At 44.4% G+C, this 25,874-nt stretch carries 26 protein-coding genes and 1 tRNA gene; 17 read left to right on the forward strand and 10 right to left on the reverse strand.

Translation table 11 applies throughout. The annotated features are described in order from the left end of the window. Positions 1-209 precede the first annotated feature (209 nt). From QHH00_00895 to hisD, 4 genes are all read right to left on the reverse strand, one after another. Entirely contained in the window at positions 210-446 is a 237-nt protein-coding gene (locus tag QHH00_00895; protein MDH7507942.1) for a cytochrome b5 domain-containing protein, read from the reverse strand. A 31-nt stretch (positions 447-477) separates the two neighbouring features. Further along, a complete protein-coding gene (locus tag QHH00_00900; GenBank protein MDH7507943.1) occupies positions 478-1,683 on the reverse strand; it encodes a glycosyltransferase family 4 protein in 1,206 nt (401 codons plus the stop codon). A 75-nt stretch (positions 1,684-1,758) separates the two neighbouring features. After that, positions 1,759-2,613, reverse strand: coding sequence for a VIT1/CCC1 transporter family protein (locus QHH00_00905; protein ID MDH7507944.1), 855 nt, complete (start codon positions 2,611-2,613; stop codon positions 1,759-1,761). A 135-nt stretch (positions 2,614-2,748) separates the two neighbouring features. Next, positions 2,749-4,017 carry a histidinol dehydrogenase gene (gene hisD, locus QHH00_00910; GenBank protein MDH7507945.1) on the reverse strand — a complete coding sequence of 423 codons (1,269 nt, stop codon included), beginning with the start codon at positions 4,015-4,017 and terminating at the stop codon, positions 2,749-2,751. A 231-nt stretch (positions 4,018-4,248) separates the two neighbouring features. Between hisD and QHH00_00915 the strand changes: the two genes are divergently transcribed. Next, complete coding sequence (locus tag QHH00_00915; GenBank protein MDH7507946.1) at positions 4,249-4,425, forward strand: 4Fe-4S binding protein; 177 nt, start codon at positions 4,249-4,251, stop codon at positions 4,423-4,425. A 136-nt stretch (positions 4,426-4,561) separates the two neighbouring features. Continuing rightward, positions 4,562-5,302, forward strand: coding sequence for a PrsW family glutamic-type intramembrane protease (locus QHH00_00920; GenBank protein ID MDH7507947.1), 741 nt, complete (start codon positions 4,562-4,564; stop codon positions 5,300-5,302). An 8-nt stretch (positions 5,303-5,310) separates the two neighbouring features. Here QHH00_00920 and QHH00_00925 read toward each other — a convergent pair whose 3' ends face one another. Then, positions 5,311-6,246 (reverse strand): NAD(P)/FAD-dependent oxidoreductase, encoded by a 936-nt coding sequence (locus QHH00_00925; protein MDH7507948.1) that lies wholly within the window; start codon positions 6,244-6,246, stop codon positions 5,311-5,313. 119 nt (positions 6,247-6,365) lie between these two features. On the opposite strand from QHH00_00925, the gene QHH00_00930 reads away from it, so the two are divergent. The 5 genes from QHH00_00930 (at position 6,366) to QHH00_00950 (ending at position 8,973) form a co-directional block, all read left to right on the forward strand. Then, complete coding sequence (locus tag QHH00_00930; GenBank protein ID MDH7507949.1) at positions 6,366-6,893, forward strand: macro domain-containing protein; 528 nt, start codon at positions 6,366-6,368, stop codon at positions 6,891-6,893. Position 6,894: 1 nt separating this feature from the next. Further along, positions 6,895-7,452: an RNA 2',3'-cyclic phosphodiesterase gene (gene thpR, locus QHH00_00935; protein ID MDH7507950.1), complete on the forward strand. Its 558-nt coding sequence runs from the start codon at positions 6,895-6,897 to the stop codon at positions 7,450-7,452. Between the two features lie 125 nt (positions 7,453-7,577). Beyond that, positions 7,578-8,057, forward strand: a complete 480-nt coding sequence (locus tag QHH00_00940) for a carboxypeptidase-like regulatory domain-containing protein (GenBank protein MDH7507951.1) — start codon at positions 7,578-7,580, stop codon at positions 8,055-8,057. Between the two features lie 6 nt (positions 8,058-8,063). Beyond that, positions 8,064-8,543 (forward strand): hypothetical protein, encoded by a 480-nt coding sequence (locus tag QHH00_00945; protein MDH7507952.1) that lies wholly within the window; start codon positions 8,064-8,066, stop codon positions 8,541-8,543. A 97-nt stretch (positions 8,544-8,640) separates the two neighbouring features. Then, positions 8,641-8,973 carry a hypothetical protein gene (locus QHH00_00950; protein MDH7507953.1) on the forward strand — a complete coding sequence of 111 codons (333 nt, stop codon included), beginning with the start codon at positions 8,641-8,643 and terminating at the stop codon, positions 8,971-8,973. Here the strand turns inward: QHH00_00950 and QHH00_00955 are convergent. Beyond that, entirely contained in the window at positions 8,955-10,166 is a 1,212-nt protein-coding gene (locus QHH00_00955; GenBank protein MDH7507954.1) for a cysteine desulfurase, read from the reverse strand. The genes QHH00_00950 and QHH00_00955 overlap by 19 nt on opposite strands. A gap of 109 nt (positions 10,167-10,275) precedes the next feature. Between QHH00_00955 and QHH00_00960 the strand changes: the two genes are divergently transcribed. Both QHH00_00960 and QHH00_00965 read left to right on the forward strand, forming a co-directional pair. Further along, positions 10,276-11,190: a dihydroorotate dehydrogenase gene (locus tag QHH00_00960; GenBank protein ID MDH7507955.1), complete on the forward strand. Its 915-nt coding sequence runs from the start codon at positions 10,276-10,278 to the stop codon at positions 11,188-11,190. Further along, entirely contained in the window at positions 11,177-11,950 is a 774-nt protein-coding gene (locus tag QHH00_00965; protein MDH7507956.1) for a dihydroorotate dehydrogenase electron transfer subunit, read from the forward strand. Before QHH00_00960 ends, QHH00_00965 begins: the two co-directional genes overlap by 14 nt. On the opposite strand, the gene QHH00_00970 is transcribed toward QHH00_00965, so the two are convergent. After that, positions 11,940-13,121 carry a homocitrate synthase family protein gene (locus QHH00_00970; GenBank protein ID MDH7507957.1) on the reverse strand — a complete coding sequence of 394 codons (1,182 nt, stop codon included), beginning with the start codon at positions 13,119-13,121 and terminating at the stop codon, positions 11,940-11,942. The two genes, QHH00_00965 and QHH00_00970, sit on opposite strands and share 11 nt — an antisense overlap. Before the next feature lie 123 nt (positions 13,122-13,244). Continuing rightward, complete coding sequence (locus tag QHH00_00975; protein MDH7507958.1) at positions 13,245-14,069, reverse strand: hypothetical protein; 825 nt, start codon at positions 14,067-14,069, stop codon at positions 13,245-13,247. A 352-nt stretch (positions 14,070-14,421) separates the two neighbouring features. On the opposite strand from QHH00_00975, the gene QHH00_00980 reads away from it, so the two are divergent. From QHH00_00980 to feoB, 7 genes are all read left to right on the forward strand, one after another. Further along, a tRNA-Cys gene (locus QHH00_00980) sits at positions 14,422-14,511 on the forward strand. Positions 14,512-14,656: 145 nt separating this feature from the next. Further along, the gene (gene cysK, locus QHH00_00985) at positions 14,657-15,571 is read left to right on the forward strand and encodes a cysteine synthase A (protein MDH7507959.1); all 915 of its coding nucleotides are present in this window, start codon (positions 14,657-14,659) and stop codon (positions 15,569-15,571) included. Between the two features lie 10 nt (positions 15,572-15,581). Beyond that, on the forward strand, positions 15,582-16,226 hold the full coding sequence (gene cysE / locus QHH00_00990) for a serine O-acetyltransferase (GenBank protein ID MDH7507960.1): 645 nt from the start codon (positions 15,582-15,584) through the stop codon (positions 16,224-16,226). Between the two features lie 34 nt (positions 16,227-16,260). Next, positions 16,261-17,658 carry a cysteine--tRNA ligase gene (gene cysS, locus QHH00_00995; protein MDH7507961.1) on the forward strand — a complete coding sequence of 466 codons (1,398 nt, stop codon included), beginning with the start codon at positions 16,261-16,263 and terminating at the stop codon, positions 17,656-17,658. Further along, positions 17,643-18,686 carry a radical SAM protein gene (locus QHH00_01000; protein ID MDH7507962.1) on the forward strand — a complete coding sequence of 348 codons (1,044 nt, stop codon included), beginning with the start codon at positions 17,643-17,645 and terminating at the stop codon, positions 18,684-18,686. The genes cysS and QHH00_01000 overlap by 16 nt, the downstream gene beginning before the upstream one ends. A 100-nt stretch (positions 18,687-18,786) precedes the next feature. Beyond that, positions 18,787-19,455, forward strand: a complete 669-nt coding sequence (locus QHH00_01005) for a metal-dependent transcriptional regulator (protein ID MDH7507963.1) — start codon at positions 18,787-18,789, stop codon at positions 19,453-19,455. Then, entirely contained in the window at positions 19,455-21,362 is a 1,908-nt protein-coding gene (gene feoB / locus QHH00_01010; GenBank protein ID MDH7507964.1) for a ferrous iron transport protein B, read from the forward strand. The genes QHH00_01005 and feoB overlap by 1 nt, the downstream gene beginning before the upstream one ends. 13 nt (positions 21,363-21,375) lie before the next feature. On the opposite strand, the gene QHH00_01015 is transcribed toward feoB, so the two are convergent. Further along, positions 21,376-23,070, reverse strand: coding sequence for a glutamate--tRNA ligase (locus tag QHH00_01015; GenBank protein ID MDH7507965.1), 1,695 nt, complete (start codon positions 23,068-23,070; stop codon positions 21,376-21,378). Between the two features lie 173 nt (positions 23,071-23,243). On the opposite strand from QHH00_01015, the gene QHH00_01020 reads away from it, so the two are divergent. Then, positions 23,244-24,509, forward strand: coding sequence for a UbiD family decarboxylase (locus QHH00_01020; GenBank protein ID MDH7507966.1), 1,266 nt, complete (start codon positions 23,244-23,246; stop codon positions 24,507-24,509). On the opposite strand, the gene QHH00_01025 is transcribed toward QHH00_01020, so the two are convergent. Beyond that, positions 24,506-25,861 carry an adenylosuccinate synthase gene (locus QHH00_01025; protein ID MDH7507967.1) on the reverse strand — a complete coding sequence of 452 codons (1,356 nt, stop codon included), beginning with the start codon at positions 25,859-25,861 and terminating at the stop codon, positions 24,506-24,508. The genes QHH00_01020 and QHH00_01025 overlap by 4 nt on opposite strands. Positions 25,862-25,874 lie beyond the last annotated feature (13 nt).

The following is a 25,874-nucleotide window of genomic DNA, read 5'->3' on the forward strand; positions in this document are numbered from 1 at the left end:
AGCAATGGAAAAGGAGAAGAAGGAAGTCGAATCGATTGCTGAGGCCACAAAAAAAGATAGGGATCGAAACATCCAGATCGATTAGAATGGAGGCAAGAGGACTCCCTCTTACCCAAACTAAACCATATCTGGACTAATCGACGGGGAATTGTGCTATCCAATAGGCATGGCTAGTTCAATATCTTCTTTCCTAAAATCCAATACCTCGATCAGTCTTCCTTCAATGTGCCTACAATAGGAAAACGCTCAAGAACATCTTCATCATGAGGCGCATCGCCGATCTCGTTTGTGAGATCCATACCAGCATAGTGTTCGAATTGATGCTCACCGTCTTCCCATAATGAGCTCTTCGTCACGTCATAAACTTTGCCCTTTACGGCAATGTACGCTGGTTTCCCATTTTTGCCGTTAAATTCTTTCAGCTCCTCGCGCGTAAAGACCTTCATAGTTAATTATAATAAACTCGCAATCTTAAATCTATTGTTCCAGAACCCCAAGCGAACGATAAACAGACCGAACTATCGGAGCGTATATTCGCCAGTCGTATTTTTCCTCTACAAGTCGCCTTCCTTCTTTACCGATGGAAATCGCGAGATCACGATTTTCGATCAATTCTCGGATCGCGCGGACAAAAGCACCAGTATCATCTGCGATCATGATATTGCGGCGGTTTTCGACCATCAATCCCTCACATCCAATCGATGTTGAAACAACGGGTTTGCACATTGCGAGATATTCCAAAATCTTTATTCGCGTTCCGCTCCCAAAGCGAAGCGGTGCTATGCAGACATCCGCATTTCTCAGGACTTCCTTGATATCAGGTACAATCCCTAGAAAATCAACATTTTCTCGGCCACATTCAACATTCGGAATTGGGCCGCCGACAATTTGGAATCGAATTCTTTGATCGAATCGTGGTGCTATCTCCTTTATAATAGTTTGGACAGCATCGATATTTGGAGAATAATCCAATCTCCCGACAAATACAATATTACGGGTCTCCTCATTTGTTTTTCTGAATCTCTCAACCGGGTACTCGGTAGCATCGATGCAGTTAGGTATCACGGTTATTTTCTTTTCAAGCTCGGGGTATGCACAGACAATGTGACTCTTATCGACCTCGGAAGTCACAAAGACAGCGTCTGCAGCATCTAAGCATCGGAGTTCAAATCTCCTCGCTCTGTCTAATAGCCAGATGGCTGCTGTTTTTCGAATAAAACGGTTTCTACCAACCGCCCCTCTAAAAAAGGGGGAATCGAACATCCCATACTTCAAAAGATTCCAGTACACATTATGCTCGTCTAATATTACTGGTTTCTTGTGCTTATTTAATGAATTGGCAAGAAAGAATAGATCTAGGCTCTCTACCTGAAAAGCTCCAATTGTCTCTATCCTATCCAATAATGTTGTTGAAATCTTCACACGATCATTTCTGTAATAGTTGAACAACCGCGAAATCTTCGTTCTTACACCCTCTGCCACCTCAATATGCGTGGAATGTGAATTTCTAATACCGTCAATAATCAAAGGTAATCTCAGATTCGCAGCCGGTTTATCAACATCATTTTCGATATGAAAAATCTCTATAGGCGAGAAACTTGAAATCATCTGCACGAGAGAGCGAACTCTAACGCCCCAACCACGATCAACTCTTGTCCCGAAGGATACTAAACCGACTGTCATCTACTTTCATTAGAACAATAAGAATGGTGGTATTTCAATGAATGGATCGAAGAAACATCACTCAGACCATTTCAACTATAGATTAATATTAAATAGTTCTCTCACAACGAATCCAATAGCAAATGTCAATGCAGCGATGCCCAGACTTAATCCGGCCATTTCCACAAATCGCCTTTTGAAGGGGAGATCTTTTGCGATTGATATGTAATATGTAAAAATGAAAATCACTATGATCGCATTAAGAATCGTAACTGAGAGCGCAACGAGAGAACTGCTGAACAATAAAAAAGGAATGATAAGCAAAAAAACCGTCAGCATATAAGCAATCGTCGTATATCCTGAAGCCCTCATTGGATTCTTGCCATCATTATCCGCTTTTGTTGAAAGATATTCAGAAATCCCCATTGAAAAGGAGGCAGCAATCCCAGCAATCAATCCGGCCATTGCAATAATCTTTGTTTTTTCGAATGCGAGAGTAAATCCAGCTAGTGTGCCAGTCAGCTCAACCAAAGCATCGTTCAACCCCAAGACAATAGAGCCTGTATACTTCAATCGGTCTTCATCGATTAATGATATCAAGAGACTTTCGTGACGATCTTCATCTTCGATTATGTCTTTGACTTCTGGCATCAGATTTGATATTTTTTTATAAACGTCTTCAGCGCTGCGCTCATTTTTTTCCATCAGTTTTAATGCAAACGTTAAACCAAATATTTTTGATAAAAGGCAATATTTTGCAACCTGGTATTTATTAGGGAATGTATCTTTCCCAATTAGGGTTTTCAAGAATCTGTAATGTGTCAATTCGTCGTTTGCAATCTCTTCCAATATTTTTCGATTATTTTCGCTTTTGCAGGTTTTTGCCAGTGTCTTGTAAACACAGTACTCAGTGATTTCTGTTCTTTGTGCTCGATTCAAAATCTTGGACATTTCGAGTTTAGAGTTTTCGTTCATGAACGCCAGTCAACATGGATAATTCCTCTCAAATACATTGCGTGCGAACCATCGCAAATTGAAAAGTTTTGCACTCATCCTTGTGATATTTTGTTCGGTTCTTCTTCCCCGTCAATAAGCTAGCCGTATCCTGACCGAATCAGCATGCGCATAAAGACCTTCTGCTCTCGCTATCTCTATAACAGTATCTGCGATCAAACCTAGGCCTTCTCTTGAGAGCGATTGCACGAATGAAGCCTTACAAAAATGACGGATATCAAGCCCAGAATAGATAGCTGCATAACCACCTGTCGGGAGAACGTGATTCGGTCCAGATGCATAGTCTCCGCAAGCAACTGCGGAATAAGAGCCGACGAAGATGGAACCTGCATTGTGAACCATATCGACTAGCGATTCTGGGTTCTTTGTTTGGATTGATAGATGCTCGGGAGCAATTTTATCAACAATGGCCACAGCTTCCTCTAAGTTCCTAACAAGAATAGCTCCCATGTTCTTCAAAGCGTCCTGAATAATTTTCTTTCTTTCTGCTTTTTGAACCATCTCAATTATCAAGCGCTCCACATTCACCAGCAATTCCTTATCCAAAGAGATAAGGAAACACATGGCATTTGGGTCATGTTCCGCTTGAGCTATGATATCAGCCGCAACGAATTGCGGACATGAGGTTTCATCTGCGATCACAACGATATCGGATGGACCAGCTGGAAAATCGATTCCGACTCGATCCATAACAAGGAGTTTAGCGGTCGTCACAAATATGTTGCCTGGACCAACAATCTTCTGTACTGGTCTAATACTCTCAGTCCCGAACGCCATCGCAGCTATTGCCTGAGCCCCGCCGATCTTGTACACCTCGTCGACGCCAGCAATTTCCAACGCAGCGAGCGTTGTATCGCTTACAGGAGGAGGTGAGCAACAACAGACTTCGTTTACGCCAGCAACCCTCGCTGGAACGACGCACATCAGCGCTGTTGAGGGATAAGACGCTTTTCCACCAGGGATATATGCACCAATGCGTCTTAACGGAGTGAGTTTCATACCTAAAGAGATTCCCTTATCCACTTCTTTGAACCAGGACTGTCCTTCTAGCTGCATTTGATGAAATCGTTCAATGCGTAATTTTGCAATTTCTAGAGCTCGCATGAGTGATGGAGGAATATTTCTGAGGGCTCTTCTTCGCTCTTCTTTACTGACTTCGATCGACTCAATCTTTATCCCATCAAATCTCTCAGTCAATTCGATAAGCGCCTTGTTGCCCCCATTCTTCACTGCATCGAGGATTTCCATCACAGATGTCTTAACTACCCCAAATTTCTCACTTCTCTTCTTGAGCCACGCATCTAAATCAAGGGGCTGCCACATAAATCCCAGAACAACCATCGAGTACTTCTGGTTTTTCCAGTGAATAATCGTTATATATTTTAATACATGATCCTTGGGTGTCTTGAAATTGATGATTGAGACCTATAATAACCTCTGATTGTGATTAAATCTTTTCTAAAAAATAAAATCTTATTATTTTCTAACCTGAACCTCATCGCATGGTGATGGTATGACCAGACAAAAAGGAATTTATAGACCTTTTCAATTACAAGCCGCAGAGGTATCATTATGGTCGCGAAAGTGAACGCAGATGAATGCGTCGGATGTGGAGCTTGCGCTGATGTTTGTCCGCAGGAATGCATTGAAGTCGAGGATGTGGCGATCGTTGACGAGTCAAAGTGCCTCGATTGTGGTTCCTGCGCCGATGAATGCCCGAACAACTGTATCACAATCGAAAAGAAATGAAACGATCATCCATCACCCTATATCAAAATCATTTTTTCCATTAGGAATAAATCCAAACTTCAAAATCTTTCATGACGTCATCATTTCTATTTTTTAACGATTAACATATAAATATCTGATCGCAATTCAGATATCAGTGGCATTAACACAGATACTTCAATTGATCATACTGATTTTCGCAGCAGTTGTTCCTTCCCTGATTTTCCTTTCATGGTTCAGATCTGCAAGTACCGGCAAAAGGGAATCCTGGTTGCAGCTATTGATTTTATTTCTTTATGGAGCAATTATCGCCGTTGTTATTGCCATCTTAATTGAACTCCTCGCAATTACTCTACTCCTCAGCCCAGTTTTTAGAGAATACGAGATTCTTTCTAGGAATCCTTCACTCTTGTCACTCATTATTGTAGTGGTCATTGCTCCTTTCGCTGAGGAATTTGCAAAAATGCTAGGTTTACTCAAGTCGTCGACGAAATTACGACAAACGAAAAGCGGATTCGTATTTGGCGCAGCGACGGGATTGGGGTTTGCCGCGACAGAAAATCTCCTTTACGAGAGCGTCGCGATGGCTGAGGGGGGCGTTTTAATGTTCCTAACAGTCGCCCTATTGCGCAGCTACTCTTCAGCACTTTTGCATGGGTCTGCAACGTCGATTGTTGGCTATGGTGTTGCAAAGAAGAGATTTGAAGGAAAATCGATAACTCCATATTACTTGTTTGCCGTGATGATGCATGGGGCTTTTAACCTACTCGTCTCTCTCGGTGGACTTTTTGATGACAATCGTTCGATTATCGTTAGTGGTTTTGGTCTGTTTCTTTCTTTTGTCCTTGTTCTACTCGCGATTAAATTCATTAATTCAAAATTAAATAAAAAGATCTGAGACGCGAGCTATGACCAATAGGGCTTCATGATATACTTGTAAGCACTATTCGCAGCTGTTGCCGCCTCCCCACAAGCCGTAACTATCTGCTTGTATTTTCCCCTGTAGGTCACGACATCCCCGCATGCGAATACGCCTGGACGCGAGGTACGCATGGCCGTGTCCACCTTGATCAAGTTGTCTTCCAGTTCCACATTCCATCTCTGAATATCTTTTAGATCCGGGGTATAACCAATATTGATAACAACCACGTCGACGTCGAGGCTCACCTTTCGGTCGCCCCCAACCTTGATCGTAACGCTGTTCACAGTTTGATCTCCTTTAATTTCCTCGAGTTCAGCGTTGAGTATTGTCTTTATACTTGATCGCTTCACTTTTTCAATAACAGACTCATCAGCTCTGAATTCGTTTCGTCGATGCACGATATATGTCTCCGCCACTTCAGATGCGATGAGAGCCATTTCTAGGGCGCTATTACCACCACCAACGAAAAGAACACGCTTATCGACGAGGCTTTCCTTATCGGGAATTTTATAGAAAACCCCTTTATTCTCGAATTGATCCTCCCCTGGAATACCAAGCGTCTTTGGTTTGAAAAGCCCGATACCAGCGGCAATAATGACCGCCTTAGTCTCGTACTGCTGTTTGTCCGTGACAACGAGCAGTCGTCCGTCCTTCTCAAGGATATCATGGGCCATTTCGTTCTCATGAAGCTCACAACCCATACTCAATGCATGTGTAACCATTCTCTTCGCGAGCTTTTCGGCCTGTGTTAGGACGCAACCTGGATAATTCTCAATTCCTTTATCCGGATAAAGCGAGACCAATTGTCCACCGGCGCTGCCAGCTTCCAGGATCAGTGTCTTTAACTTGCGAGAACGCGCGTAAATTCCAGCCGTCAATCCAGCAGGTCCTGCACCAATGATGATTAAGTCGTAGGTCATCTCTGATTGTGAATGACTTTCTCAACATAAGCATTTCTTTCTTCAAGGGAGGGGATCTATTCTCTCTTGGTGCTTAAAGGGAGATATTCTTACATATATTCGCAGAAATAGAGGTTTTTATGCAAAAGACGATCAAGGGAACTACCCTGAGAGTAGTTAGAGGCGATATCACCGAGATGGACACAGAAGCGATCGTTAATGCTGCAAACAATAGACTATGGATGGGTGCTGGCGTAGCTGGTGCAATTAAGAGAAAAGGTGGAAAAGAAATTGAGGAGGAGGCGGTGTCAAAAGGTCCGATTCCAGTTGGCGAAGCAATAGTCACTGGAGCTGGCCGGCTGAAAGCGAGGTATGTAATACATGCTGCCGGCATGGGCCAGGACTTGAAAACAGACGCCATGAAGATCGCTTCATGCACTTTAGCGAGCCTAAAAAGAGCAGATGAACTCGGGATCGAGAGCATATCTTTCCCCGCAATAGGAACCGGTGTAGGAGGTTTTTCTATTGATGAGGCTGCCGAAGTGATGATTAACACGGTAATTGACTACATAAAGAAAGGTACAGGCTTGCAGTTGATTCAATTTGTATTATTTGATGAGGATGCGAAGAAAGCCTTCGAAAAAGTTCTTTCGAGAGTAGAGGATTGAAATGGCGAGATTTAGGGGTTTCATCGCGGTTGACCTAGAGACTAATGAGAAAATAACGAAAATCCTCAGAGAGCTTAAGACAACTCTGCCATCGCTCAAAATAGTTGATCAAACAAACATGCATATCACCTTGAAATTCCTCGGAGATACTGATGACTCACAAATTCCGAGTATCATGGAAATTATTCAAAAGGCGACCGAAGGAATGAGGCCATTTACAATCTCACTGGTAGGGACTGGCGCTTTTCCATCGAAATCGAAAATTCGTGTGATCTGGATTGGAATTAAGGATGCTGGACAGCTTGCTGTTATCGCAAAAAAAATCGATGAAGAATTACATTCGCTTGAATTTGAAAAGGAGAAGAGGGAATTTAGTCCTCATCTGACTCTTGCAAGGACAAAAGAGGTTACCTCATCCACGAAAATAGAGAAGCTTATAGACAAATACAGTAAGGAAGAATTTGGGGAAGAGGTAGTACGGTCGATCAGATTGAAGAAGTCTGTATTGACGCCAAAAGGACCTATTTATAGCACCATTGATGAAGTAAATTTGGCTTGAACGATGCAGTTTGATTTATTGGGGGGTTTTCAAGCAAAACTGCCCTGAGACTTTATCGGAGTTATATTAGAAGTACTGATATCATTATTATCTTTTTTTGCCCCATCCAATCTCCGTGATACGATATGAAATTAAGGGGCAAGAAAATCAAAAAAGATGCAGAAGGGGGCATTGAGGGTCTCCCATTGCAGCTGATCCTGATGGTGGTCATTGCTGGCATCGGGATGACAATGATCCTTGGTTGGATGACCGGACTCGAAGCACCAAAAAGCATTGGTGCTGTTTATGCGTCACCTAGCGAGATCGTCGTTTCTGACGAAAATTCCGATGGATTGTACGAAAGGAGCGATTTGACGCTCACGATCACTGTCGTCGATCAGAACGGAGATCCGATTCCAGGTGCCTCGGTAGTCCTCCAGGGAGCGAATATCGCCTTTGAGGATGGAAGGACAGCCCACGGCATAACGGATGCATCAGGAAAGGTCAAACTCAGTCAACTCTCAGTCTCACAGAGCGGTACGGCGGTCGGGTTCGTCACTGTGACTGTTGCAAAAAGCGGATATGGGACAGATTCGAGCCTCACGATACCAGTCATATCTGAGTGAATCGACATGAGAGCTTTTGACAGGAATGGACTAGAGGGGTTGCCCCTTAAACTTATGATCATTTTTCTTATCCTTTCCCTGACTGCGCCTATTCTTTTTGAAAATGCGGAATATTACGACACGCTAGTTATCGAAAAACAACTGCTTGTTGAAGCGGAAAAGATCCGCAGGACTGCATATTCAGCATATCTTTCCGGCCCTGGAAATACGAGGACGATCGAGGTCGAAGTCCCTAAAGGAACTTTTGGCCAGGTTAGCAGACTGGAATTTGGTGGCAGTCTTAATGACAGTGCTTCATTGACGATCAAATGTTTTATCAACGGCGTCCTCTGCGGTACAATAGTTCTCGACAACCCGAAAATTGTCATTGTTTCAGATTCTGGTCAACCAATAACAATTGAAAACGGAGGAACTAAGCTATCCCTTTCTTGCGCTGAGATCGGTCGCCTGAGGTTTGTTCAAGCGGAGGTGATATCATTTGATTGAATTCTTGCTTTCACGATTTGCGGTTGGATTGTGCGGCTTCCTTATCATTTGTACCTTTTTATCTATGTTCAATTTGATGAATTCTGAGGTCGAGTCGATGAGCATCAAGAACTCCTTGGAAGAAATATGCGATCTCTTCCGTACTGTCCAGAATTATCCATATGCGGTGCAGAAGATCTATATGAAGGATATATTGCCGTCTCCAGATTGTGTTCTCGTTATTAAAAAAGGATATGTCAAACTGATTACTGATGAGAGGGAGTTCACTTCATCCATACCAGACAATATCATTTTGAAGACTGATCAAAGTGAAAGCTCAAATGATTGTCTTGTTGACATGCTTTGTTTCGGTTACGGAGATACTCTCATTCTAAAGAATTTGGTGGTTGAAGACGGGAATATATTAGTCGTTCAGCTGGAAAAGATCTGAACAATTTCTTGAACGGCCTGTACAAAAGTCTGACACTCCTCTACAGTATTGTAAATATAAAAAGAGGCACGAGCACAACCATTACATCCCCTCTTCAAGAAAAAAGGATGGGCACAATGCATGCCGGACCTGATCATGATTCTTTTCATTTGATCGAGCATCATTGCGACATCGTGTGAGCCCAGGCCCTTTATGTTGAATGAAAAAATATTGCCTCTAAGCTTGTGATCAAGAGGCCCGAGGATCTCAATTGCCCGATTATCGCGCAGGCCCGCAGTTACTTCGCCATTAAGTCTGCACACGTGTTTTGAGATTGATTCTAGGCCGATTTCATTTATATAATCGATTGCGGCAGACGATCCTATTATGCCAGAGTAATTTAAGAGACCAGATTCAAATCTGTCTGGCAATGGCAAAAACTCGACATCATCCAGAGAAGCTACACTCACCGCTCCGCCCCCAGTGATCAGCGGATCGAGCTTCTTTAGAAGACCTTCCTTACCGTAAAGTACTCCAACGCCCGATGGTCCCAACATTTTGTGCATCGAGAACGCATAAAAGTCTGCATCCAATTCTTTAACATCTACTCGCATATGAGGCGCTGCCTGCGCTCCGTCCAGCACAACAATTGCCCCGTAATCATGCGCGATCTCAGTCACATCTTTGGCAGGAATACTCGTCCCTACAACATTATTCGCATGAGCAAAACTGACGACCTTGATATCCTTTGACATCACTGTTTTGAATTTCTCGAGATCAAAAATCCCATCATTTGAAGTCTCAATGAATTTTCGTTTAATCCCTCTGAATTTGGCAACCTGCATCCATGGAATGTGATTACTGTTGTGCTCGATGTCAGTTGTTAATACCACGTCTCCCTTTTTCAAATCAAGACCCTTTGCAACGAGGTTAAGAGCCTCTGTGCAATTCTTCGTAAAGATGATTTCCATTGGAGAAGATGAATTGATGAACCTAGCGATTTTCTCACGAGCTTCGTCGATCTTGATCGAGACTTCCGTCGCAAAGCGATGTACACTGCGACCAGCACATGCGGGGTACTTCAAATAATACTCGTTCAAAGCATCAATCACTTGCCTCGGACGAAGAGTTTGGCACGCATTATCAAAATACACTGGATCGTTATTTTCTCCCGTATAAACAGGAAAGTCCTTGCGTATTTTGTAAACATCCATATTTCTGTCCTCAATCGTCTTCGCTCTATTTCATGATTGTCGATAGCGATAAATGAGATACAACTCGCTGATCAATTTTAATATCTCAATATTAACATAACCCAATTGAATGATCTCATTGCAGACGAAACTGAGTAACCTTGTACTCTCAAACCCTACAATACTCGCATCTGGTATTCTTGGTGAGACGGCTGGTTGCATCAATGCTGTGGCAAAATCTGGTGTTGGTGCCATTGTAACGAAGTCGATTGGTAGTGTACCAAAAGAGGGTTATCCAAATCCAACTGTAGTCGAGCTCGAGTTCGGTTATATTAACGCAATGGGCTTGCCAAATCCAGGCATCGATGAATTCGAAAAGGAGATAATAGATTCAATCAGTTGTGGCGTCCCGATTATTGGTAGCATTTTTGCATCGGACGAAACGGAATTCACTTATCTGGGCAAAAGAATGGAAAAAATAGGTGTTGCAGCGCTTGAGCTCAATCTAAGTTGTCCTCATGCAAAGGGCTATGGGATGGAGATTGGGATCGACCCAGAAATCGTAAGAAAAATCGTCTCGAAAATCAAAGATGAAATTCGGATCCCCGTTTTCGCAAAATTGACACCCAATACACATCGATTGATTGATGTTGCAAAGGCTGTGGAGGAAGCTGGTGGTGACGGCGTCGTCGCTATCAACACTGTCAAAGCTATGTCGATTTCAATCGATCTTAAGCGACCTGTCCTTGCAAACAGATATGGAGGGTTGTCTGGACCGGCTATTAGGCCAATTGGCATTAGATGTGTCTACGAGCTTTACGAGGCACTCAATATTCCTATCATAGGGGTCGGAGGGATAGTGACTTGGAAGGATGCGGTGGAATATCTTATGGCAGGGGCGACCGCATTGCAGATTGGTAGTGCTGTTCAAAAAAAGGGTTTGAGGGTTTTCAAGGACATAAACAATGGTCTGAGAAAATTCTTAGAAAGAGAGGGATACAGTGCGGTTAACGAAATCGTGGGGGTCGCGCATGAGCTTCCCTGAAGCGGTCACTATAAAAGAAGTCGTGACGGAAGCTGATGGCGTTAAGACATTGAGGTTCTCTCTAAAAAGAAAATGTCTACCTGGCCAGTTCCTCATGATCTGGATTCCAGGTATTGACGAGATTCCCATGTCGCTTTCTTATATAGACAACCTTAAAGGTATTACTGTTAGGGAGGTGGGCGAGGCGACGAGGGCGCTATGCTCGCTTCGCCCTGGTGATCTGCTAGGCGTACGAGGCCCTTATGGCAGAGGTTTTTCACTCAGCAAAGGACGAGTTCTATGCGTCGGTGGGGGAAATGGAATTGCGCCGCTAATGCCTGCCGCGGAGGCGTTGAGAAGAGACTCGGTGGATTTCGCAATCGGTGCAAAAACTGAAACAGAACTGGTCTTTGTGGAAAGAGCGAAGAAATGCTCCAATTATGTTGCTATTTCAACAGATGATGGGACGAAGGGACTTAGGGGAACGGTTGTCGAACTGGCCGCAAAGATGCTGAATAAAGAGAAGTATGATATGATGCTGGCATGCGGTCCTGAGCCGATGCTCTCTCAATTATTCGATCTCTGCAAGAAACACGACATTGATTGCCAGTTTTCACTAGAAAGGTTCATGAAATGTGGCATTGGGATATGCGGATCGTGCGCGATTGACGGCAAGAGAGTATGCAAGGAAGGCCCAGTTTTTTCCAGAAGAGAACTCGAATCACTCATTGAATTTGGCAAGTTCAGAAGGGATGCATCAGGAATGCGAATCACATTTTGACTTCATTTAAGACCTTTTCGACTAATTGAGCAAACTCAGCATCCGTGACGCGACCTTTCTGTTCCCCAATCATTTTGACGAGCTGAAGGATTCTTTGAATCTGTTCATTAGTAGCATTGATATTCATTTCTTCTAGGCGCTTTTTCACAAACGTCATCCCGGTATGCTTGCCCATGAGAAGGCGTCTTCGATTTCCGACGGCTTCTGGAGGGATACACTCATAAGTCATAGGGCAATTGAGAATCGCAGCGACGTGAATCCCAGATTCATGTGCAAAGGCATTTTCGCCGACGAGGGGATGGTGTGGAGAAAGCTGGCATTTTGAAAACCTCGCGACGGTATCTGATAGTTCCTTCAGCCGTGTGCAGTCGATACCGAGATCACAACCGTAAATGAATTTCATGACTGATACGAACTGTTCGAGCGGAACATTACCCGATCTTTCACCAATTCCATTCACAGTCGTTGTCACAGCCGACGCCCCAGCTTTAACAGCAGCGATCGCATTTGCAAGCGCGAGGCCGAAATCGTTGTGGAGATGAATCGAGATAGGTTTCTTAACGTTAGAAGCAACGGAAGACACGACGAAGGAAACAGCCTCTGGCGAAGCGCATCCAACGGTGTCCGTAATACCCAATCTTGAAGCACCCGCTTCCTCAGCAGTCTTCATGAATTTGATCAAAAAATCGAGATCTGTTCTCATACTATCTTCGGAGCTAACGCTAGCCGGAACACCCCGTTCTCTGCAGTAATCTAGTGCATCCACCACCCTGCTCAGAACTTGTTCTTTATTCATCTTTAATTTATACTTGAGATGAAGATCTGAAGTTGCGATAAAAAGCAAAACAAGATCGACACCTGCATCGACCGCTGCGTCGATATCGCTTTTCAGGACTCGAGAGAGTGCTAGAATCTTTGCTCTCAGACCAAGTGAGGTAATCTCCTTGATAATTTGCTGCTCAGACTCAGATACTGCTGGGAATCCTGCCTCAATCTGCGGAACACGTGCATCATCGAGTAACCTTGCAATTGTAATTTTCTGTTCGGCGTTGAACGCGACGCCAGGCATTTGTTCTCCATCGCGCAGGGTCGAATCATAAACAATAATGTTGTTAAACCTTTGCTTGACATTGTATGGACTGAGTGCAATGAATTCTGTTTGCGAGGGCATACCTGGTACATTCCTAGAAGGCAATATGTAGTTTTTGAAAATACTGAGGGCGGACTGCGGTTCCTCTCAAATGAATTTGGGATAGGTCTCAAGACTGTTCATATCTAATAACTATTCAGAAGATTATTTGGTATCACGATCTATTTCTTTGTTTTCCTGAGCCGCAAGAAGCGCCATGAGTGCGCTTTTAACCTCCTCAATTGTAGTGCCCCAAGGGACAGCCACCACATGATTCTTCAGTTCATAACCTGATTTTACCTTGCAACATTTTACAATTGTCGGTGTCCCGTCGGGGTGCACATGACTCCGAGGGCATATATCAATAAATTCCACTTCCCCCTTGTACAAAGATTTGAAGATCCTTCTCGAAAGATCGCAGCCAATGAGCGTTGATTCAACACTTATTTCTGGCGCTTGATCGAGGAAATATACGACTTTATCGCAAGAGACCCCCGATGCTTTACATGGGAAGATTACGCCCTTTGTTTTCAACGAGGAGGCAATTGATTCCAGATCAATCTCAATGTGATTAGCTATTATTGGCGCGTTGATCAGACCCATCGAAATGATTCTCTCAACCATCACCGATAATTTCGATGGTCTAGGCGGCACCGTATCAATAACATTGATCCTGATAAACTGTTCATCTCTTACGAAAGAAATGTGATTGAACATTCCCTTAACAACCACAAGCTTTCCTTTGTATTGTTGGGAGAGTTTTGCCATTTGGGTGCGATTGATGACATCGATTGTGTGGTCTTCAATAAAAACCGTTTCATCAGGCAATGATAGAATTTCAAACGATTCTATGTTGCGAAAAAGCCCATTTCCGTTTTCCTTTTTTATGGAAATAACGGCGTACTGGTCTTGATTTTTCAAGATATAATACTTTGTTCTCGTGTATGCCTTTTTTCCCTTGACGACTTCTGCGATTTTACTAGGTGTCAACGGGAAATCCACATCACGAACGGAAACTTCTTTGCAATGCTCGGGCATCATCATTCCTAGGAATATGCTCATTGTTCAGATATTTTGCCATTCAAATCGCAGAACCGAGCGAACTCCATTGGTGGAACTCATTATGGAAGAAATTTGACCATAGCTCTCTTAACAAACCTCTTACTAACAGTTCGTCTAAACAAGATAGCTTTGCGCCATCTATTATGAACAAGTTTGTCTTAGGTTCCGCTGCAATCGAACAAATTCATCCCTGTCTTGGACGATCGGTTCAGAGATTTCTTTTCAATTCCATTATTGGCCATAAAATAGAAATATGGATTAACTGAATTACTTTGAAAACGCCGGGATGACAGAGCGGCCATGTGGCGGACTGCAGTCATTTTGCTGCAGAGATCCGCAGACTCGAGTTCAAATCTCGATCCCGGCTCCAGTACCTCAATCTTCACCGAACATCGCCATGAAAGTTAGCAACCTTGGAAGTTCGAAAGATTTTGGTTTTTATTCAATGAAAACCGTAATGTTCATCTTTACGACAATGCTATCTATCGATCATATATTAACGATGGTGAAACCAAATGATATATGACAACATTCTCGGCACAATCGGTCGAACACCGATCGTTAAATTACAGAATCTTATCGGAGAGGATTCTGCGGAAATTTACTGTAAACTCGAATCGTTCAACCCGATGTCTTCTGTTAAGGACAGAATTGCCTTGGCAATGATTGAAGACGCTGAGAAGTCAGGACGCCTGAAGAAAGGGATGACGGTTGTTGAGCCGACATCCGGCAATACCGGCATCGGCCTCGCGATGGTCTGCGCGGTCAAGGGCTACAGGCTCATCCTCACGATGCCAGAGTCGATGAGCATTGAAAGGAGAAAGTTACTGAAAGCGTTTGGTGCAGAATTGATTCTCACACCAGCAGAAGAAGGAATGAACGGGGCGGTAATTCGCGCCAAGGAAATTCTCAAGGAAAACGACAATTGCTTCATGCCCCAACAGTTCGAAAACCCGTCAAACCCAGAGGTTCATATGAAGACAACAGCCAGGGAAATATTGAACGATGTCCCAGATCTTGACGCATTTGTTGCTGGAGTCGGAACTGGTGGGACTATTACCGGCGTTGGGAAAGTGCTCAAATCAACTAAACCGAATGTGAAAATCGTCGCAGTCGAACCCTTTAGGTCTGCAGTACTGTCAGGTAGTAAACCGGGGCCGCATCAAATACAGGGAATAGGTGCTGGATTTATACCGAAAGTATTGGATTTGTCTGTCATAGATCGCATCATAACCGTGAAAGACGAAGAAGCAAAATCAATGGTGAGAGAGCTTGTTCGAAAGGAGGGGATATTTGCGGGTATTTCATCTGGAGCAGCACTACATGCTGCATTGAAGATCGGCAGGGAATTAGGTCCGAGAAAAAAAGTAGTGGTCATCCTTCCAGACACGGGAGAAAGATATTTGAGTACTGATATGTTTTCCGAGTGAGCGCGTATACATGAGCTGGAAAGACGACGTTTATACAGTCCTTGAGCGCGATCCCGCACCGAAGTCGTTCAAGGAAGCCCTTTTATTTAGTCCAGGGCTTCATGCAATCCTCCTTCATCGAATCTCGCACAGATTGTACCTCAAAGGCCAGTATCTTCTGGCTAGAGCTATCAACTATTTCGCGCGGATTTTAACGGGTGCTGATATCCATCCAGGCGCGAAGATCGGTAAAGGCTTCTTTATCGATCATGCGACTGGAGTAGTGATCGGCGAGACTGCTGAGATCGGCGATAATGTGTGCATCTTTCAAGGTGTAACGCTTGGCGGGGTGAGCACTGAAAAGGGAAAAAGGCATCCTACAATCGGCAACAACGTCGTAATCGGTGCGAACGCTACCATCCTTGGTAATATAAAGATCGGTGATAATGTCAAGATAGGCGCTGGGTCTGTTGTTGTTAAGGATGTACCGCCGAATTCAACGGTTGTTGGCGTGCCTGGCAAAGTGGTCAAGAAGGACGGTATGACAAAAATCGATTTGAGACATGATTTGTTACCAGATCCTGTTGTCGATGCATTTATGAACATTTCAAACAGCATCGCAGAGTTGGAGCATAGAGTTGCCGAATTGGAGAGATTGGTAAGAAAAGAAAAATAATGGCGAATCCCATCGCGATTCGAGGCAGAGAATCATGGCTTTAAAGGTTTTTAATACACTGACAAAGAGGAAGGAGGAATTCGTTCCGATCGAAGACAATAAGGTCAAAATGTACGTCTGCGGCGTGACTGTATATGATGATCTCCATATGGGCCACGCAAGGCATATCATCGTGTTCGATATGATTGTAAGATATCTGAGATATCGCGGCTACCAGGTGACCCATGTGACTAATTTTACTGATGTCGATGACAAAATCATCAACCGAGCTAAGGAGCTCGGAATCCAGCCGCTCCAGCTGTCTAATATGTATATCGAACGGTATTTCAAGGAGATCGAAATGCTCGGCGTAAAGAAGGCCGATTTCTATCCACGTGCAAGTGAGTTCATACCACAAATAATTGATATGATACAGAGAATCGAGAACGCTGGTTATGCATATAGGACAGATGATGGTAGCGTTTACTTCAGCATGGACAGAATTAAGGAGTACGGAATCCTTTCGGGCGCAAAACCAGAGGAACTTTTGGCTGGTGCACGGATCACTATCGATGAGATGAAGCGCAACCCCGCTGACTTCGCCTTGTGGAAGGGGGCTAAGCCCGGTGAAATCTCATGGCCGAGTCCATGGGGCCACGGCAGACCTGGTTGGCACATCGAGTGCTCAGCCATGTGTCTGAATCTGCTTGGGGAAATGATCGACATTCATGGTGGTGGCAACGACCTGATTTTTCCACACCACGAAAATGAGATTCTCCAATCAAAGGTCGTAACGGGGAAAATCCCAGCAAAGTACTGGTTGCATAATGGAATGTTACAGGTTCAAGAGGAAAAGATGTCAAAGTCGCTCAAGAATTTTTTTACTGTAAAGCAAGTACTTGAAAATCATACGAAAGAAGAGATCCGCTTCTTCATCCTAAATACGCATTACAGAGGTCCCTTATCTTATAGCGATTCGGCTCTAAAAGAGGCTGCTGCGAGTTTGAAAAGATTACACAATGCATATGCTGAGCTGAAATCGGTAGTCGGGACTTTGAAGGGAGATAATGACGCTCGGGAACTGATCTCTAGCGCAAAGGAGAATTTCATAAGGCAAATGGATGATGATTTCAATACTCGTGGCGCAATCGCGGTCCTATTTGATTTCATTAGAGAGGTCAACAAACTACTTTCGGATGGCTCGTTAAGCAATGAAGGGGCAAGTAATGCGATTTCTTTTCTGGAAGAAGTTGATGAGGTTCTTGGAATCTTGCCAAGAATTCCAGTTGCTAAGGAATCAACCGATGATCTGATCCAGATCCTCATTGATGTGCGCCAGGAACTTAGAAAGAGAAAGATCTTCGACTTGGCAGACATGATAAGAGAGAGATTGACAGAAAAAGGGATCAAGTTAGAGGATACAGGTGAGGGGGTTAAGTGGAAACGCGTTTGAATGAACTCGCGATGAAAAAAGCGATACTGATCACCGGCGGGGCTGTGAAGGTTCCACACGATCTCGAGCTTCCGTTTCGCTTGAGCAGGTCGACTGCTGGACCGGGTGCAGGCACACTTGCGCTCGTCTTGTCATTTCAGGGGTTAAGAGTTAAAAAAGCAATCTCAAGAGATCAGGGCGAATTTGAGCTCACTCGGAAGGATGGCAAGTTCGCACTCACAAGAAATGGGGAACCTTTCCTCGACTCTGTCGAGATCCAACCAACACTATATCATTCACCTGAGCAGGCATTCTTTAATATTGAAACTTCTTGCATCTACGACTGCAAATTCTGTGTATCGAAGAAACTCGACCCCCGTATTGTGAAATGCCTTGACCCAGAAAAAATCGTAGAAATGATTATTAACGCCTCAAGGCGCCACGATTTCAAGGCGGTTGCATTGACAAGTGCTGTCGTCGGATCACCGAGCGAGACCGTAGAGAAGATGGCCTACATTGTTTCACGAGTAAGGGAGCAACTCGATCCTGAAATTCCAATCGGAGTGGAGCCATATGTGGATAGCTATGAACAAATCGAAATGCTCAAGGCCGCAGGCGCAGACGAAATCAAGATCAACATCGAAACGTTTGATAGGGATATATTCAAAAAGGTCTGCAATAAGCTTGAATTTGACACGATAATTCGTATGATACGATACGCGGTTAGGATTTTCGGAACCGGTAAAGTCTGCTCCAATATCATTGTTGGATTGGGAGAGACTGATGAAAACGTCCTCGAGGGTGTGGAACATTTGGCAAAGCTCGGATGCGTTGCAACGATAAGACCTCTAAAGATTAACGATTTGAATAGGAACGAATTGGAGGAGGCCCTTGGCTATCCTTTAAGACCAGTATCACCAGAAAGGCTTGTCCGACTTGCAAGTGAACAGAAGATGATCCTTGAATTATACCAGCTTTCGACTTTGAGCTTCAAAACGATGTGTCACGCGTGCACGTGTTGCGACATCGTTCCATTTCGGGACCTCTGAAGCACGGTGAACCAATACAGTATCGAATCATCGAGCAAATGGAGCTAATATTTTTAGGGAATCCGAAAATTTCAATATAGTTAAAACGATATCAATCTCGATGCTGAGCAGAAAAATTGAGGAATATCTCGAGTGTATTTATGAGATTACGAGAGGCGGGAAACCAGCTAAGACGAATCATATCGCAAAGTGTATGAAGGTCTCGCCAGCATCCGTCACAGAGATGCTACGAAGACTTGCTGATGAGGGTTACATTGACTACGAAAAATACCGGGGGGCTTCTCTCACCGATAAGGGCATGAATGTTGCCCTAAAAATCAAGAGAAAACACCGCCTCCTCGAATCGTTCCTCGTCAGGATTCTGGGCATGAAAAGGGAAGAGAGCCATGCAGAAGCTTGCAGGCTTGAACACATGCTCTCGGATGAATCAGAAAAGAGGATATGCCAGATGATGAATAATCCTCAATTCTGCCCGGATGGGGAGCCAATCCCTAGGTGCGAGGAGGAATGTAAGCTCTGCACAAGTGATCCTTCATTACCGCTCACAGAGCTAGACATCGGAGAAACGGGCATCATTTCCCATCTCAGTTGTGACGAGAATCCATCAAAAATCAGACGGCTCATATCCATGGGATTCGTGCCTGGGAGGACCCTAATTCTAGAAGAGGGGGTTCCTGCTGGAGGTCCGCTTATTGTGAAGCTTGGCGAAAGCCGCATCGCCGTCGGACGGGAATATGCATCACTTGTGCATGTCAAAAGGTGCGACTAATGCATGTCGCGTTGATAGGCAACCCAAATGTCGGAAAGTCTGTACTTTTCAGTCGGATCACAGGGATCGGTGTCATCTCTTCAAATTATCCCGGAACAACGGTTGAATTTGAAGAAGGACGGATTACCTATCGCGGCGAAACTATCGTTTTTTATGATCTTCCAGGGACTTATTCTTTATCAGGAACATCTGAGGATGAATTAGTTGCAACCAAGCTCCTCGCTGAAAAGAAATTAGATGTTGTCGTTGCTGTTGCGGATGCGACTAGGCTGGTACAGAGTCTCGTCTTAATCTTTCAACTAATTGAACTTGGATATCGCGTTGTTGTCGCGCTGAATTTCATGGACATAGCACGCAGACGTTATCGCATAGACGTCGAAAAACTTGCTAACATTCTCGAGATTCCAGTGGTGCCAACGGTTGCAATCACGGGTGAAGGTGTTGATGAGCTAATCGGAATTATCGCCGAACGCGAGTTTTCAAGGTCGGGTTTCGTGGTAAGATACGACGCTCATATTGAAAACATCATTGAGAAACTGAGCGGCGATGTAGTAGAATGGCAACAACCTTTCCCATTACGAGGAGCGTTGTTGAAACTACTGGAAGGAAACGAGCAATTTGCACAGCTGTTCACACGCCAAATTAGAGAAAATGCGGAGGAGTTCAGAAAAAAATTCAACGAGGAACATCACGAGAGCATTGATGTCCATATTGCTCGCGATCGATACGGCGAGGCTGGAAGAATTGTATCTGAGGTCACGGGGAAACTTGAAACACACGAATCGCTTGGCGACAGGATCTCACGATTGACGCTAACCCCTTTGTCAGGAATTGCAATTTTGCTCTCCATTCTCGCACTCGTCTTTTTCACAATCGTCTACATAGGAGGTGCAATTGAATCAGGCCTTGGAGATGCATACCAGTACATCGTAGGCGGTTTTTTTGACAGACTTGCTGAGTTAATTGGTGGCAACGCTGGCGTAGCTATATCAAGGGGTATTGATCTCAGTCTGCAAGCGATCCTTTCGATCGTGATACCGTACATACTCGTTTTCTACCTTATACTAGGCATACTTGAGGACTCGGGGTATCTGCCAAGAGCTGTCACTCTTCTCGATGGCGTCATGCATAAGATCGGACTTCACGGGCGAGCAATTATCCCTATGATCGTAGGCGTCGGGTGCAATGTGCCTGCGATACTTGCCACAAGGGTGTTAGAATCAAGACGTGAAAGGTTGATTCTCGCAACTCTTACGATTATGTGTATCCCTTGCTCCGCACAGTTGGCAATAATTTTCGGCGTTGTAGGACATTTCGGAGGACTTATTTACGCTGTGATGATATTCGTTATTTTATTCTCCATCCTGCTCTTACTCGGACGATTGCTTCACGTTTTCCTCAGATTTGAGCCATCAACAATTGCGATCGAGATACCTGACCTTACGATTCCCAGTCCTCGAAATGTACTATATAAAACATACATTCGTGTAAAAGACTTTTTTATCGTCGCATTTCCCATTTTGTTTGTCGGAAGCTTGATTTTGGAATTGTTGATAGAATTCGGTATTCTCAACAAGCTTGTCGAACCTCTCTCAATTTTCACCGTCGGACTTCTGGGATTACCCGCAATAACAATCATCGCATTGATTTTCGGCGTACTGCGAAAAGAAATGGCCTTTCAACTCTTGGTCGTGCTATTTGGAACAACGAACCTCGCAACGGTTTTTTCTCCAGCTCAACTCTTCGTATTTGGGCTTGTGATGGCAACATATATGCCCTGTTTATCTGCGCTCGCCGTGCTACTGAGGGAATTTGGCGCGAAAGATGCAATCACCATAACCATCAGCTCGCTTACACTTTCATTAACACTTGGAACTATTGCAAATCTCATTTTCAACCTAGTCTGATGACATTCTTGCATTAGGTATGTGTAAAAACGGCCTTAATAAAAGGAGTGACTGCTTCGATTCTCACAAACGCGAAACGCTCAAATTGAATCACATTCCCGACTTCACTGGACGGAATTGGTTCTGAAAGACCTTCCTTCTTTGATCCATCTGGCATTTCAACGACTGTCTTGATACCATATTCTGGAACCCAGTGGACAATTCTGATTCCTTCCCTCAACACTGAAAGGTCATTGCCAACATAGATTGCAATATTTCCTTCGACCTCAATATTGCACAAATCTTTGAGCCGGAGTCTTCCTCTCGACCCAATAGACTCGAGATCATTTCTATTCAGGTATACCCTGATGGGGCTGCCCTTCAGTTTTAGTCGTCTCATGCCTCGTTCTGGGTAATTTGGATGAAGTGGAGCATGCGACTCCAGCTCTTCAGCGCCTTCGATGCTGATAAGCACGGGATCCCAAACGAAAAAATACCTATTTGCCAGATGGTCAATTCGTTGCTTGTTGAACGCATACAGTGTATCCCAAGAAAACTGGATATCCACGTCCTTGATTCCGCAATCGAGCCAGTAATCTCGAATCGCTTCGGGAGTAATGCCTCGCCTCTTCAACGCCTTTACCGTACCTAGCCGCACATCGTCCCATCCTGAATACTCACCAGCCTTAATCCCCCGTGCGACAATCGATGTCTTGAGTATTGATTCTGGAACTGACACAAGACCATAGTGGTGATACCATGGAATTTTCCATCCAAAATACCTGAAAATGTACTCTTGCCGCTGCGTGTTATTCAAATGGTCTTTCCCCCGGAGGACATGTGTCATACCTAGAAAATGATCGTCAATCGCCACACTAAAATTCATCATTGGATAGACTCTGTACCGGTCACCAGTACGTGGATGAGGGACTGAATCGACAATGCGCAGGCCAACGAAATCCCTAATCGCAGGATTTGGATGGTTAAGGTCCGTTTTCACGACGAGAACAGCGGCTTCCTCGGGATAATGACCAGAAAGCATACGATCGAACTCTTCGTGTTGGACCTCTTTCGGAAGTTCCCGATGGGGGCACGCCTTACCATATTCCTTCAATTTTCTCCATTCCTCCACCGGGCATGTGCAGACATAGGCCTTCCCCATATCGATGAGTTTTCTCGCGATATCATAATAAAGTTCCATACGGGAACTTTGTATCACGGTCTGGTGGACCTTTACGCCAAGCCATTCGAGATCTTCTGGGATCGTATCATATGCCTCAGGATCGATTTTTTCGGGATTTGTGTCTTCAATTCTGTTTATAAATGTCCCTTCGTAACGTTTCACATACTCATCGTTAAGAATTGCAACCCTCGTATGGCCTATATGCAGAGGACCAGATGGGCCGGGCGCAAACCGCATGACGACCTTTCCTTTTTCCGCTCCCGGCAATTCTGGGAGAGGATGCTCTTTTTCGATTTTCGCTTTTTTCTTTAAAAGGGAGGAATCAATCAACTCAAGCTCTTTTCGCTGTGCCTCGATCGACATTTGGTTGATCTTTTGAACCTGTTCTGCTACGATAGCTGAGATCTCTTTTGCTCTGGGCCTGAGATCCGGTTGCTCCGCAAGAACTTTCCCCATCACCGCCTTAACATCGGCCTTTCCGCCATACATAATCGCGTTCTGCAGCGTGTATTTCCGGACGAGTTCGCTGATTCGATCGAGATCCATGAGGCCTGGCATGGACAGACGGTGTATTTTATTTTTCGTATTCTAACAATATCCCGAGTTTTTGCAGAAATTTCAGATTGAATATAGAAATAGGAAGCTGTCCACCAAAAGAGCGCTGGTCATGCTGAAACGATCGGATGAGTATTATATCGGCCCAGATTAATTACAGGTTCATGTCCCTACGAAGCATCCTATCTAGTCTTGAGAATATTGTTTCCGTCGATAACGAGGTACCGCTTGAATATGAAATCACTAGGTGGTTGTTGAAATATCCAGACGTGCCCATTAGATTCAAGAATGTTAATGGATTCGAGGCAATCGGCAATTTATGGACCACGAGAAAAAGAATAGCGAGGCACTTCAATATCAACGAGGAAGAAATCGCAATCAAACTATTGGAAGCGATCAATAATCCGTGCCCGCCGGTGGAGATTAAAGACCCTCCATTTAGACAAAAAATCATCGAAGACGTGGATCTACGAGTCCTTCCAATTCCGAAATGGTATCCAGGGGACGGCGGGAGATACATTACATCAGCAATCGCCGCTTCGGAGTATAATGGCAAAAGGAATCTTTCATTCCATCGTTTGATGCTCCTAGACCGTAGACGATTAGCGATACGACTCGTTCCAAGACACCTTTTCACAATGTATGAGTCGAGTTTGAAAGGTGGAAGAGAATTGCCCGTTGCATTCTGCATAGGCGTCTGCCCTTCTATACTCCTCGCTGCTGCGACCTCGCTAGAATACGCTCAGGACGAAATGACGATCGCTAGCTCCCTGAGGAAAATATGTCTTGGTCAACCAGTCGAAGTCGCAAAGACCGATAGTGGAATCGTTGTGCCCGCGTATTCGGAAATCATTCTGGAAGGGAGAATCACTGCGGAGACTGTTGAAGAAGGACCTTTTGTCGACATCACTGGGACTTATGACAGGAAGAGAACTCAGCCAGTGGTTGAGATTGATAAAATTTACATGTCAGAAAACCCGATCTTTCATCTCATTCTTCCAGGCGGTCTTGAGCACTACTTGCTCATGGGTCTTCCGAGAGAACCATTGATCCACAGAGCTGTCAGCCAAGTGGTACCCCGCGTTCATGCAGTTAGGCTCACAGAAGGCGGTTGCTGCTGGCTACACGGAGTCGTTTCTATAACGAAGAATCGAGAGGGCGATGGAATTAATGCTATTTTAGCAGCATTTTCTGGTCATCCATCAATGAAAAAAGTCATCATTGTTGACGACGACATTGATATATTCGACGATAGGCAGGTTGAATGGGCCGTTGCAACGCGATTCCAGGCCGATCGCGGGCTCGTGGTCATTCGAAATGCAGCTGGCTCCACGCTCGATCCAAGTGCCGACGGTGTTACCTCAAAAATCGGAATCGATGCCACCAAGCCGTACCGTGCCGAAGGATTTGATAGGGTTTCCGTCGACTAATCCTTCATCCATTTGAGCAGTCCAGTATCAATCGTTTCCTCTCTCTTTGGGCCTAAGCTGATGATGCTGATCGGTACACCAGTGAACGATGAAATGAAATCAAGATACTCTTTCATTTCTTTAGGAAGTGCTTCATAGCCCTTGCGACAAATGTCAATGGTCCTTTCCTTCGGCCATTCTTCCCAACCATCAAACTCTCTGTAGACCGGTCTTGCCCTCTTGATTCGAGATATGCTCGATGGAAACTCACTTACAATATGGCCATCAATCTCATAGCCGATTGCTATTTTGATTTTCTTCATACCGCCAAGCACATCAATTTTCGTTATCGCAAGGGAGGTAATGCCGTTCAGTCTAATAGCGTATTTGACGATGACAAGATCGAGCCATCCACATCGTCGCGGCCTTCCCGTTGTCGTACCAAACTCGCCTCCCCTTTCAAGCAGGCGAGAACCTAATTCATCTCTAAGCTCTGTGGGAAACGGCCCAGAGCCCACGCGCGTCGTGTATGCTTTTACAACGCCGAGAACCTCATCAATACAGGTCGGCGGTACGCCAGCACCAGTGCATACTCCGCCGGCGACACAATTTGAGGACGTGACATATGGATAAGTTCCGTGATCAATATCAAGCATAGTACCCTGGGCACCTTCAAAGAGAACTTTCTTTCCTTTCTTGATCGCCTCATTGATAAGTACAGAAGTATCTGTAATATATTCCTCAAGAACGGACCCAAACTCGATTAGCTTTTTCATCATTTCCTCGATCGATGGTAGATTAGCTTCGCCATAAATGTTAAGGGTCCTCTCTTTAATTGGATATATGACTTCCAATTTTTCTCTCAGCGATTCTTCATCTAGAAGATCACAAACCCTAATGCCATAACGCGAGATCTTGTCTGAATAACACGGACCAATGCCGCGACCTGTGGTGCCGACACCTTTCGACCCTCGATGTATCTCTTCAGCCTTGTCAAGTAATTTGTGATATGGCATGATGACATGCGCCCTATCAGAAATTCTTAACCCTCTGACGCTACGACCGCTTTTTTCAATGGTTCTTATCTCTTCGATCAGTTCTTCTGGATCTATGACGACACCATTCCCAATAACTGAAATCGTATTCTCCCTAATAATCCCGGATGGAAGCAAATGGAGTTTGAAAACTTCGTGATCCAACGCTATAGTGTGCCCTGCATTGGTGCCACCTTGGAATCTTACTACAAAATCCGCTTTTCTGGCCAAATAATCCGTGATCTTGCCTTTACCCTCATCACCCCACTGAGTCCCGATCACTGCGAGTGTTGACAGATTCTCACCGATATTATGGATGACGATCTTGATAAAAAACATTTGTAAAAACTTG

The organism is Methanomassiliicoccales archaeon, from assembly GCA_029907465.1.
In the GTDB taxonomy this organism is placed as follows: domain Archaea; phylum Thermoplasmatota; class Thermoplasmata; order Methanomassiliicoccales; family JACIVX01; genus JACIVX01.